General features: G+C 47.1%; 8 protein-coding genes. 1 reads left to right on the top strand and 7 read right to left on the bottom strand.

The features are described 5' to 3' along the window. Positions 1 to 183 precede the first annotated feature (183 nt). The 6 genes from L3C95_RS33335 to L3C95_RS33310 form a co-directional block, all read right to left on the bottom strand. Complete coding sequence (locus L3C95_RS33335) at positions 184 to 903, bottom strand: ATP-grasp domain-containing protein (RefSeq protein ID WP_236394995.1); 720 nt, start codon at positions 901 to 903, stop codon at positions 184 to 186. A 500-nt stretch (positions 904 to 1,403) separates the two neighbouring features. Continuing rightward, positions 1,404 to 1,946 (bottom strand): hypothetical protein, encoded by a 543-nt coding sequence (locus L3C95_RS33330; RefSeq protein ID WP_236394994.1) that lies wholly within the window; start codon positions 1,944 to 1,946, stop codon positions 1,404 to 1,406. After that, positions 1,933 to 2,733, bottom strand: a complete 801-nt coding sequence (locus tag L3C95_RS33325; RefSeq protein ID WP_236394993.1) for a hypothetical protein — start codon at positions 2,731 to 2,733, stop codon at positions 1,933 to 1,935. Before L3C95_RS33325 ends, L3C95_RS33330 begins: the two co-directional genes overlap by 14 nt. Positions 2,734 to 2,819: 86 nt before the next feature. Further along, on the bottom strand, positions 2,820 to 5,915 hold the full coding sequence (locus L3C95_RS33320; RefSeq protein WP_262916024.1) for an AsmA-like C-terminal region-containing protein: 3,096 nt from the start codon (positions 5,913 to 5,915) through the stop codon (positions 2,820 to 2,822). A gap of 110 nt (positions 5,916 to 6,025) precedes the next feature. Next, positions 6,026 to 9,742, bottom strand: coding sequence for a glycosyltransferase family 2 protein (locus L3C95_RS33315; protein ID WP_236394991.1), 3,717 nt, complete (start codon positions 9,740 to 9,742; stop codon positions 6,026 to 6,028). Between the two features lie 61 nt (positions 9,743 to 9,803). Next, positions 9,804 to 11,105, bottom strand: coding sequence for a glycoside hydrolase family 2 TIM barrel-domain containing protein (locus tag L3C95_RS33310; RefSeq protein ID WP_236394990.1), 1,302 nt, complete (start codon positions 11,103 to 11,105; stop codon positions 9,804 to 9,806). Between the two features lie 182 nt (positions 11,106 to 11,287). On the opposite strand from L3C95_RS33310, the gene L3C95_RS33305 reads away from it, so the two are divergent. Further along, on the top strand, positions 11,288 to 11,560 hold the full coding sequence (locus tag L3C95_RS33305) for a DUF4242 domain-containing protein (RefSeq protein WP_236394989.1): 273 nt from the start codon (positions 11,288 to 11,290) through the stop codon (positions 11,558 to 11,560). Positions 11,561 to 11,784: 224 nt separating this feature from the next. On the opposite strand, the gene L3C95_RS33300 is transcribed toward L3C95_RS33305, so the two are convergent. Beyond that, positions 11,785 to 12,858, bottom strand: coding sequence for a class I fructose-bisphosphate aldolase (locus L3C95_RS33300; protein WP_236394988.1), 1,074 nt, complete (start codon positions 12,856 to 12,858; stop codon positions 11,785 to 11,787). Between the last annotated feature and the right edge of the window lie 72 nt (positions 12,859 to 12,930).

Raw genomic sequence — 12,930 nt, 5'->3', positions numbered from 1 at the left:
ACCTATCCTTAAAGGAGTTAAGTATCCTTCCAAACACTTTATTTTGATGTGCCGCCGTATACGGACCCGTACGTACGGTGGCTGGAGGGGACGGCATGGGAAATAATCTCATGCCTCCTACTCACTTGTAGCGCGGGGTGCAACCCCGGGGACATAATGCGCCCCCCGAACGGGGACTCTAGATCAATTTATCGTCGCATTTATGATACAGTCAATTACCTTCTCTGCGCTGCAATTATTAAGCCCCGCGCCCCAACAGGCATTGAACTCCAACACAAACCAGCCTGTATGTTCATTAAATGCAATATCAACAACAACGGTATCTGGCAAATCATGTCGGTTATCAGCAATAAAACCAGTCAAAAACACTTTTCCTTCTTCCACCGAAGCAGCACCTTCATACAACGCAATATCTTTTATCTCACCATTCATGATGAATGCTCTTGCTTCCGCCGCTATAGGACGAACGATCGGTGAAACAAGCACTTGCTCATCCGCAGACAGACCTTGCACTACCGCTTTAAACGCATCCAGGGTGTCAAAAACACCTGCAACAAATATCTTTGGGATAACTGGCTTAATAAAAACAGGGAAATCGGCCTCCGTAACCTCCCCTATCGTCTTCAACTGCACATCCCTTTTGGTCCATTTAGTGTCAAGTCTTGCTATAAGGGTATCATCTGGAGAGAGTAATTCAACATTGTAAATCTGAGCCAATACAAATGCAAAAGTTTGATTACCATATATGGCAACCTTCCTGTCTGCTAATTCATCCTCGCGGACCCAGTACTTGCCGAGACGCCTGATCTCGCCACCGCTATCGGTCCAGGCTGCAAACACCTGCTCAAATTCAATGTCAGTCTTTTCGGCTATAAGAAGTATAGTGGAGTTGTTTCCAGACATTTATCTCATTTTTTGCCTCAGTGAACTCGCCGCTATCAGCCACAACAACAGCGTAGGTATAATTATGATAAACGAAAGTTCCGGTATAGTGTGAAACATATTCCTCCATTGCCCATGTGTGGCAAATATGATAAGACCATAAGCCACCAAAATTACACTCACAAATAATCCATATATAATCGCGACTTCGAACTGGTTGCGGCCCTTAACAAGGTCCACGCCCATCCGCCTTCCCAGGAAATAAGATGAAAGAAACAGTAATGCAAAGAAGCCCCACACGTAGATGTTCAACTGGGCTTGCAGATAGAAAAGTATACCATTGGCAAAGTCCCCCCTTGTTTCCACAAGCAACCAAAACAGCTCCAGGATAATCACTGCGTACAATGTTATCTTACACACATGCCGTCCCCCTGAATTTGGCTCCATAACTCGGATATGTGGGTGATTGACATAGAAGTTGGCCCAGCTAAGTTACGCATTCCCGCGCTTTTTATCTAAAATCACTTTATCAATGTAATCGGATACACATAAGTAAGATACGCTATCAGAAACACCACCGACAAAAACAAAATAGACAACCCTATCACCGCAGAATTAAACTTAATCCCATCCTTGCCCAGAGAAAACTCGGAATCAGCCACTTCAGGCTGAGGCGTTGCACTTCCCGGCGTCCTGGAGTTCATCCATTTCTGCACAATTTTCTCCTGCAGCAGGAACTGCCTGTACGACAACACCAATCCGGCCCCTACAATAATGATGACAAGAAAGAAGATCATTATACCACTATAAAACTGCCAGGTAAACGCTCTTTTCTGATGTTGCAGGTCAAACTGATATTGCTGTAAACTTAATTTCGCCTGCTCCAGTTTAAAATGGATGATAGCGGAAGAATCCTCGCTTACTTCAGGCAAAGTCACTGCTGCCATCGCCATCGCACTATCAAATGCTTTCTGTGTTTCATCTTTCAACTGGATCTGAGCAATTGCGTTTGTCATTGTCATGACCAATACCATGAGCATGCCAATGAACTTACATTTTTTCATATTGTTTCTTTAAATACAGAATATAGGAATAACGGATCTTGAGCAACTTGTTGACATCATTGTCAGGCACTTGTTTCTTTTCCAGTGACCTGTAAGTGAGGAAAGAATAATTCTCAAAAGGCCTTTTGTCCGATACCGTCATAATAAAATTGAGCAGCTGTTCTGCCTTCTTTTCCTTCTCTTCCAGCGGCATCACTTTACTACCTGGCAGTGGAAATTCTATTCGCCTTATCTCCATCGGGTTAGACTCATAAGTGATCGCCACAGTATCTTCCAACAGTAATTTCTGCCGGATGATAAGCAAGGAAGTAGCCGGGTATGCAGCCACTAAACCCTTTCTTTCAATAGCCTTGAACAGCCGGTATTTCAACGACTTTTTATCTACATAATCTGCATGCAGGTAGGAAGAGTCATTCCGGATATACAGTTTGTTCAGCTCTCCATTTTGGGTAGAATCTATTCTCAGCATTCCCTCAAACCGTCGATAAATGCTGGCATTATTCACATCCTTAGCCTTTTCAATCACATGCAGCAACTGGTAAAGCCTTATTTCATAATCTGGATTATCTATTACCGGCAGCACGTTATGCCGGCAATTATACAGCTGTCTGCTGAGCGCATCCACTTCCTGGCGCAGTCGCTCATTCTCCTGGATAAGCTCTTCTTCCACATCGATCTTGCGTAATGCTTTTGACAAACTATCGGCGGAGATCACCTCCTGTGCCTGAACAATGGAAAAAGACAGACAGATAAAGAGGCTACATAAGCATAAACATAGGGACTTCATCGGCGAAGGATTATCTCATAAATATAACAATATCACGAAATATGAGATAGCCACCCGCTTAAATACGGGTGGAAACCCCTATATCATCAATCCCCTGTCTCCCGGTCCAGCGAATCCTTGTCACTACCCCTTTTCAGCTTCACGTGCGGATTGGTCTGCGTTCCGGTAACACTGAATGGTATTCCCCAGATCCCCAGCGGCGGTAGTCCTATACGTCCTTTCAGGTTCAGCCTTCCGTTAAAGCTCACCTGTCCTTCGAACCGGGGACGGAAGCCGGCAATCCGCATCTTTGTCCGCTCAATAGTGATAATATTATTGCCGATGGTTGACTTTATCTCTACTTCCGACAGGTTCGGATCTTTTATATCTCTCTTCGTTGTATTGCTCACCGCATTAAACAGCTTAAAGCCCTTCAGCTTTATCTTCTTCAACGACAGCACACCCTCTCCCTTCAACGATGGATATACCAACTGCATATTCTCCCTGAACCGGCCACTGATATGATAGTCTAATCCCACTACCCCGCTGGCGGAAGAAGCCGAAGACACCATATCATGGAACAACCTGATCTCATTATAGGCACGTTTGATATCAAACTCCCTTGCATTGATATGATAATCGAAAGCGGCGCTCCCGTTAGTCAGACTGTTATACTGTGCCTCCATTGTAACAGGAGCGTCAATGATGTTAAAACCTGTGTTACTCATCTGCAGGCTGCCGTTGTCCACCTGTAGCTGACCATGGAAACGTTTTATATCTACCCCCCGGAAACTGGCCTTATCAGCACTGGCATTCAATGTCAGAGACAGGTTGTCCGGTATCACCACTACACCGGTACGTCCCGGTTCGTCCGCCATCTGGGGATCGCTATTGTAAGACATCAGCTCATCTACGAGGATATAATTGCTCTTCAGGTTAAAAGCTCCCTGGAGGCGCTGGTTGGGCTGTGTGGCATAAGCGATCAGATTATATAGATGACCGTCCAGACGAAGATCTGATTTGCCATAATGCGCTTCGAACTTGTCAAACCACATCTTATCTTCGGCGAACCGGAACACCCCATTGTTGATATAAAACGGCAACGGGAATTGTGCCGCCTTCAGTGATACATCCTTCAGCGTCAGTGTCCCCTTATTCAACAGCTTGTCATACTGGCTGTTCATCGCGTCACTCTTCGTACCCTGCAGGGTCAGATCCGCTTTTATGTAACCTTTGGCATCATATCCTTCCCTGCCCAGTACCTGATAGATCTTGCCCAGATCAATGATACCATTGGCCAGGATGTTATAATGGAGATCGTCGAAGTTATTCAGCGCCGCTTTCAGCGTAAAGGTCTGGCCCTCAAATTGGAAAGACACCGGTTTGATGTCGATCTTCAATGCCTGCAAACTACCGGCTGTATCAGTGAGCGTTGCGTTTACATTGATCTTCTCCACCGGGTGTTTATAGTACTTCGTGTGCACTGCCCCGTTGTTCATATTGAGAGAAGCGGTTGTTACCGGGAATAAACTTCTCGCCGGCTGATAAACACCCTTACTTAAGACATTGATGTTCAGATCACCACTCATGTCCACGCCATCCATCGGGTAGAACTTTTCAACATCCGCCATATGCAACACTCCCTTCAGACTGGCATCCACAAGCGGTTCCTGAGCATTGGTCAGATGAAAATATCCTTTGATATAGTTGCCTAGCACCTCGGCATTGATCTTACTCACGTTCACACGTACATTGGCATAGTTGTTATCCGGACAGGAAGCCTGCACATCAAAACCAATATGCCGGACAGGCTCCCGTACATCTTTGAATTTCAGGTAACCATCACTCAGGGTAGATTTGAAATCAAATACCGGAATGCTGCTGACCACTACATCGGATTCATGTCCCGGACCATTGTTCACCGTATATTGTATATATCTGCCATCTGCCTGCAGATTGGCCTGAAAACGTCCTTTCAGATCGAAAGCGTCCCAGCCCATTGCCTTCCCCCACTTCTCCATATCCAGGTCAGCGCTCATCTTTGCATGAATGTCCGGTTTTGCTATTCCCGTCACCTTAATATCCGAGCTGAAATATCCTTTGTCCAGTTTGAAGAAGGCAGAATCGACGTTTATCGTGAACTTGTCGGGATTCATCTCCGGCAACCTGGCGCGGAAATCCATGCGCAGACCTTCAATAGCATAAGGCGCTCCCGAACTGGCGATTTCTCCGTCCCTTACTTTCATACTGAATGTAAGTTCAGGCATCTTGTTGGTCTTCGCAATATACTTGCCTGTTAATGAGGCATTTACTTCTGCAGCACCTTTAATATCGGTATGCTCCATCCAGGTGGTATACTTCGCCGGCAAGGCACTGAAGAGCGCTTCCAGGGTGGAGGCGCCTGAACTGAGCTTGAAATCCATTTTATACCCGTTCTTCAGGAAGCTGAATGCCCCATTCAGTTTCATAGGCAACTGGTTAATCTTCAGGTCATTCCGCTCAAAGATGAAATTCAGCGACTTCGTATTGATCCGGGTGATCAGGTTACCGTCCAGTTTTTTAGACTGGATGTAAGGTACTCCGCCATAAGCCAGGTCAAAGGACGCAATGCTGACATGTGAGTACAGGTCGAACTGCGACTTATTCAGGTCTCCCTTACCGCTATAGTTGACCTCTTTTGCCCGTATCTGCAGGGTCAGGGATTTGTCATTGTAGATGATCTTACAATGTTCCAGCTGTATCCGCTCTATTTTCAGCGATACGCTGCCGCTGTCGGCCTGCTTGCGCGAGGGCGCAGCTGGCTGGTATACGTTATAGTTCGGACGGCCTTCGGTATCTACCAATACATGTATATTCCCTTTTGTGAGATAGATCTTATCAACCCTGGTGGCCTTTGAAAAGACGCTGCCCAGGTTTACGCCCAGCGCCACCTCATCTGCCGATACCAGCGTGTCCTGCTCGAAAGGAGCAGACCCCTTCAGGCTGAAATCGTACAGTGTTAACGTCAATGTAGGAAAATGATTAAAGAAGGATAATCTCGCCTTTGAAAAATTGATCTCGCCAGTGATATTATGGTTAGCCCAGGATTTTATTCTGTTTGACACAGCCGCAGGAAACAGGAGCGGCAACAGAAAAAGTATCAGTAACATTCCCCCGGCGGTTATTGAAACAATTTTCAATGTCCGCCATGCGTTTCTCTTCATAGTTGCACTAAGCATAAGGTATAGGATCGTTTATTTGCATTCCACTAGCGGCGCAAAGATAGAGAATCTACAAATGTTTAAAAAATAACATGCGAAGGCAAGCAATATAATTACTCTTTTCTGAACGGCGTATTGAGGGGAGAGCTGACATTTACGGCATAAGCGCCTTTACTGACAATCAGGTACAACCTGTAAAGTTCCGGAGAATCAGGCACCTTTACATCAATAACCCTTCCCGTACCTAAGCGCCGCATATAGATGGCATTTCCCCAGCCATCGGTTTTGTACAGGAACCATTCAAACTGCAGCTTATGGTTGTCAGGGCCTTTCAGGTTCCATTGACCTTTATCATAAACCAACGCATGGTAGTACAAGACAGTTCCGGGGAACGTTACCTGGGCGGGGCGCAGAATTTTCACCGGTGGCAATTGGGAGGGTTTTGTCTTAATCTGCCAATGGGCGGCCAATTGCAGGTAAGCAGTTTTGTAATGCCGCTCATGGTCCAGTAAGCCATTAAAGGTGATTGCATTCCTGCTTTGGCGGTCCTGCCAGGAATTGATAAATACAGGTTCCTTAGTATCCGTTGAGATGTATTGCGCTACACTCGCCTCGCTCAAAAACCAGGGGATCCGCGAGTCCGGCAGGGTAATTTTTGTGGTGTCATCCGGCGTCGCCAGTCCCAGGCAGGAAAGCTCCGGTATTGCTGCCGCAAACGTCTGCAATGTACCGTTAACCTGTTCATCCAGAGGCACATCCAGCGTTACTGGCCGCCCGGGATCCGCGGCTTTGATCTGCCGTACCAGTTCGCGCAGCCAATGCAGGTACTCGTCCTGATGACGAAATAACGAAGGCTTTACATACATCTGCTGTAACCGCCGCCAGGCATTGTTGGAGAGATGCCAGCCGATAATACTCTCATCATCCTTCCTTTTGTTTACAGTGGCAATTACTGATTCCATAAAATCGCGGCGGCACCTCTCAGACGAAATAACACAGTCCTCGTCAGGCATCCAGAAAGCATACTGTATCTTCATACCCGTTTCCTCTGCCACGGCAAGGATGTTATGATCATACACACCGGGGCCATAACGCCTGACCGTATTGATCCCCAGCCGCTGCATTTCTTTCAGATCTCTATCCACTTCCTTACGGGTCAGGGTATGCCGGCTCCTGAACCAGGGAGTAGCTTTAGCGTAAATGACTCCCCTGATAGTATCCGCCAGTCGCTCATGATTATTGCTGACAGTACCAGCGGTAAGCACCGGCAGCGGAGAAGCGATGTTAGTATCATTTTTCTGCAATTGATGCAACTGCTGCAGTGAAGCCTGGGGAGCCGATAATTTCCAGTCCAGTACTGAATCACCTGTCTTACCAATCACATTCGCATCATGAGCGCTATTGAAAAGTACCGCGGCTTTAATTTCCGGAAAGCGCTTACCCATGTCTGCAAACGCATCCTGCAGCCAGCGTTGCTGATTACCTTCCTTTGCCAGTGATCCCAGTTCGGCTACCATAACCGGTAGGCCGGCACGAAAGAGCTGTTGATCATGATAGGGAGTATAAAGCTGGTTGAAAGTGTACCATTGCCCGTCCGGGTGCATACTGCCATAATTCAATATAGTGACACCCAGCCAGTCCACGTACTCATCGCCCGGGAAGTATTGCGCTACGGCCTCCGGCTTCCAGGGGTTCCATACCCATATGGCATTACGAACGCCTGCACGGTCAAAGTAATCATGTACATATCTCCATGCCTGCACATATTCTGCTGCTGTATTCATTCCTGTACCCGACCAGGGGTAAGCAGGATTGTCAGGCTCATGACCAAACCTGATGAAAACCGGCCGGTTGAGCGCCCTTACCTGTTGTGAAAATTTCTGCAGATAATCATCGAAATCCCCCTGGCTGATATGCAACATCATTTTTCGTTCCTTCATCAGCAATGCATCTTCCCGTGAAACGTTGAACAAGCCAGCCCATGGCTCCCAGGTGATCATCGGAACAGCGTCCGTTTCATATATTGCGTTCATAAGAGAATCCTGCAGGAAGCAACGGGAATCATCTCCCCATGGAATGTAACAGGATACTATATCAAAATGGCTGTTCGCCATACTATTGTAACGGTTCACTTCCTCCATGGATGTAAGTCCCGAGGCATTGGCGGGGCTGAAAATACCGCTTAGAAAAATTGGCTCCCGGGTCACCGGCTTAACTGTATAACTGGCAGGTGGCTTACTGTCCTCATAAATGAACCAGGCGGTAAATCCGCAAACGATCAATGTCAGTGGAAACCCAAGGTTTCTCATGATCACATATCCACCATGTCGTATCTTCCATAACCTGACCTTGAAGGCATAATAGTAGTGATATAAAAACTCCCGGAAAGTAACAGGTGAAGCCGTGCTCATACGCCCCTCCCAGATGCCTGCCAGTATATTAAACAGCATGATCAGGCAGTTCAGAAATGCAATGGCCGCCATTACCCCTGAGAAGGGATTCCAGTCTCTCCAGAGCCCATACACGATGGCCACCGCTGAGATCAATAGCACGGCCGCATTGGGAATGAAAAGCTTCCAGCTGGTGCCATCTTTATTGTCTTTGGGAGTTGGGATGTATGGCACCTTTTTACGGATCACCGTATATACCAATCCAAGAATGTAGACCCACCAGGTACCTATCAGCAGCAATCCCCCGACCACATGAAAGCCGCTTTCTTCCTCCGCCATCACCCATCGCTGTACAAAAAGCCGGATGAATAAGATGACACTGATAAAGGGTAAGCCGAGTATCGCGAATGAAAGCAGGTCAAGTTGAAAAGGTATTACCCCCAGGCATAACGACAATACCGGCACCAGGAAGTTGATCAGGAAGATGACACCCGCGAAGTAGTGGAACGGCAGTACGCCATAATGCAGTTTCTGCCGCCAGGTAAATTTGTTGAACAATTTCGGATAGGTGGTGACCAGCAGTTCAAAAGTACCCCTCGCCCATTTCAACTGTTGTTTGTAATAGGCGGAGAGTGTATTAGGCACCAGTCCCAGGGTCAGCACTTCGGGTACGTATACCGACTTCCACCCTTTTGCATGGAGCTGCATGGCCGTATGCATATCCTCGGCAAGCCCGGGAGCATGTCCACCGATACTATCCAGGGCACTTCTGCGGAAGGTGCAGTTAGCCCCGATAGCCTGCACCGTACCATACCTGTGCATGGTCATCATCATAGGGCCATAGAACTGAAAGGTCTGCTGTGCAGCCCCTTTGGCAATAATACTGTCGCCAATATTGCTGTATGCCTGCACAATCTGTACAAATCCTATCTGCGGATCATCAAAGAACGGTACCACCCTGTCCAGGAAATCGGGCGTAGGCACATGATCGGGGTCCATGACCACGCACAGTTCTCCTGTGGCATATTGTAAGGCGTTATTAATATTACCGGCTTTGGCGTCCTTACGGTTATTCCGCGTAACATGGCACACGCCTAAACGTTGACATTGCTCTTTCAGAAAAGGATCGTTCGCCTCATCACAGAGATAAGTAGTGTGCGGATAAGTGATCGCCTGCGTGGCAGCAAGCGTATTAATGATCATCTCATAAGGCTCCCCGGCGCAGAATGTCGTAAGGATATCGACAGTAGGCTGCGAAGCAGACGCTGGTCGCTCAGGGATCGTGATACAGAAATAATGGTACCACTCATGCAGCACCTTCAGACAGGAGAAGATAACCGCTGTCATCAGTAGCCAATACAGCGGGCGATTCCCCATATTAGCGAAACTGAAAAGACAATACAGGAGTACACACATACCGATTACTCCGGTAATGATCATAAACCGGAGAATAAATAACTCTTTTTTTGAAGGCGGAGAAACGCGCTGCCGTGTTCCCATATTATGTTCCTACTACGTAAAAAGGTATATTAGCTGTCGCCACATTTCCGTAATCATCATAAATCCAGGAATAGATCCTGTAAGGGCCTTCTTTTTCAGGCGCCCGGAAAGTAATCCTGAAACTATCACGCGGGGTAGTATCGACCTTCCGTTCAATCGGATGATTGGAATTTTGGGGGTCAAAATCTTCGTCCAGCACTTTCCACACAATCCGCAGGCCCTTTGTTACAGGTATTTTCATGCTGACCTGCGCGGTTTGTAAGGTTCCCGGCTGCATTAAAATATTATCGGCTGCCTTTCTTCCGTTCAACAGCATGACCTCCAGTTCAGGCGCTTTATGCTTTGGTGCTGAATCCGTCCACATAGCCTGCATTTCCCCAACAATTGCAGTTGCAGCTCCATTCTCGTCGATAATGCTGTACCAGGTAGGTGTCACCTCTTCCTTCTGCCCCCAGTAAAAGGTAAGTGCGCCAAGAAAACGGGGATTATCAGCAGGAAGATCTTTTGTATAAAATTCACGATAAAGCCCTGCTTTGATCGTACTGGTAGGTTCTATCGGAACACCCCATGCGGTAAGTTTGGATTCCTGCGGGGAAAATATCCCCCACTCCGTTATCAGGAAAGGTCCATTCCACAACCAGCTGAAAGAGGTAAGATTGCGCGCCAGGTGTTTCAGATCGCCGAAAGTATTAAAAGAGAGTATATCCAGGCCCGGTACCTTCAAACGGATATTCATCACGTTCCTGAACTGGTAATTGACCATGGTGGTCGTAACAGGGTGATCGGGATCTTCCGTGTGTATCATGTCCAGCAACTTGTTGTATGCATCATAGAATTTGTTGTAACTGGCCCTGAATGGAAAATCGACCTCATTCCCCAGGCACCACATCAGCAATGCAGGATGCGAACGGTAACGCCGTACTACCTCACGGAAAGCAGCATACTGGCTATCCACTTTCTGTTGATTGCGATAGAAATAATCGAGGTACTTACTTTCCGGAACATAAAAACCGGCAATAACAGCCAGGCCATTGGCCGCAGCCTCATCGAGAATAGCTCCCAGCCCCGTAGTGTCCCAGGTACGGATCGTATTTCCGCCTATTGCTTTCAGCCGCTCCATATATGTATAACCGGACCCGCCTCTTACTAAAAAGGGCGCGCCATTCCTGTACAATATATACTTACCTTTCTCCCGGGCTACCCACACCTTCCTGACAGGATCGACAGCTTTATTGCAGTTGCAAAAAAGTAGAAAGAAGAGACACAGGGGTAAAACACGTGTACGGAGATAGTCAGGAGTCATTCGGTTTGATAAGTTTTATCTCGAACATCTATCAATGTTATAAATATAATACGAATCAACCAATATACCATCATGTAAATCATACCGTCAGGCACCAGGCAGGACAATACAAGTCATCGATATTATCCGGGGATGAAGAACCAAAGATCGTACTGGATTGTTATCAAATAAATCCATACACCATGCCAAAGTATGTAATCGAACGGGAGATCCCGGGGGCAGGGCAGTTAAATGCCGGACAACTGAAAGAAGTTGCACAATCTTCCTGTGATGTGTTACGCGATATGGGACCGGAAATTCAATGGGTACACAGTTACGTGACCGGCGACAAAATCTATTGTGTTTACATCGCCCCTAATGAAGACTTGATCCGTGAACATGCGAAAAAAGGAGGTTTCCCTGCTAACTCAGTGAACCCCGTTTCCGCAGTCATTGATCCCACTACAGCCGAATAAAAAGGAGCTGTCTGATATTCCCTTATTGATCCTGCAGTACATTCTTTGTGCTGCAGGTGATGTTATATTACAGTTACCCATCTTGCTGTCGCGGGTAGTGTTTCAGTACCTGAACGGTGTATATATCCATCCTCCCGGATGCGGTCCATGCACCTGCAACCACAACGTCCCTGCGGGTTGCAATGCTCTCATATAGTGTTATTGAAATGTTCGGGGTCCTGCGTTTAAGCAATACCTATCTGGGAGGAAAGATACACATCCTGGATAGCCTGGAGCAACTGTACCCCTTCCTCAAAAGGTCGCTGAAACGCCTTCCTTCCGGAGATGAGCCCCATACCACCGGCCCGCTTATTGATCACCGCTGTACGTACTGCTTCTTTCATATCGCTGGCGCCCGAAGAAGCGCCTCCTGAATTGATCAAGCCAATACGTCCGCTATAACAGTTCAATACCTGGTACCGGCACCAGTCAATGGGATGTTCAGTAGTCAACCCGGTGTACATACGTTCATCCAGTTTACCGTAAGAACTGCTTCCCATATTCAGCGCCTTATAACCACCATTGAGCTCCGGCAGTTTCTGTTTAATAATGTCCGCCTGCAGCGTAACACCCAGGTGATTGGCCTGTCCCGTGAGATCTGCTGCCACATGGTAGTCCTTTCCGCCTGACTTAAAAGCGTCATTCCGCAAATAACACCATAAGATAGCTGCCATTCCCAGTTCATGCGCCTCTTCAAAAGCTTTTGCTACTTCCACGATCTGTCGCCGCGATTCCGCAGAACCGAAATAGATGGTTGCGCCTACCGCAACAGCACCAAGGTTCCAGGCATCCCTTACAGAGCCGAACATCGTTTGATCGTAACTGTTCGGGTAAGAAAGCAACTCATTATGATTGATCTTAACGATGAAGGGTATTTTATGGGCATAACGGCGCGACATTAATGCCAGTCCGCCGAAAGTGGTAGCTACTGCATTACATCCGCCTTCAATAGCAAGCCGGACTATATTCTCCGGATCAAAATACATGGGGTTGGGCGCAAAGGAAGCACCTGCACTATGTTCAATGCCCTGGTCTATAGGCAGAATGGATACATAGCCGGTACGGGCAAGTCGCCCGTTATTATACAGTTGTGCCAGGCTTCGCAAGGTCTGCGCATTTCTATTGGATAAAGTAAAATGATCGTCGAGGAAGGTCGGGGATGGAAGATGCAACTGTTCTTTGGGGACCTTCTTGCATGTATGCTCCATCAGGCTCTGGGCTTCATCACCTAATATACTGCTCAGTTTATCTAAAGTCATGGTAAGTTATTTAATATGAATGACCGTAACTGATATATGTTGTTGACGGAAACGAAGCTAAATAAAAATTTC

The sequence above is a fragment of the Chitinophaga filiformis genome (genome assembly GCF_021646545.1).
Lineage (GTDB): Bacteria > Bacteroidota > Bacteroidia > Chitinophagales > Chitinophagaceae > Chitinophaga > Chitinophaga filiformis_A.
Note: the sequence above shows the minus strand (reverse complement) of the source record. Positions and strands in the feature narration are given on the sequence as shown.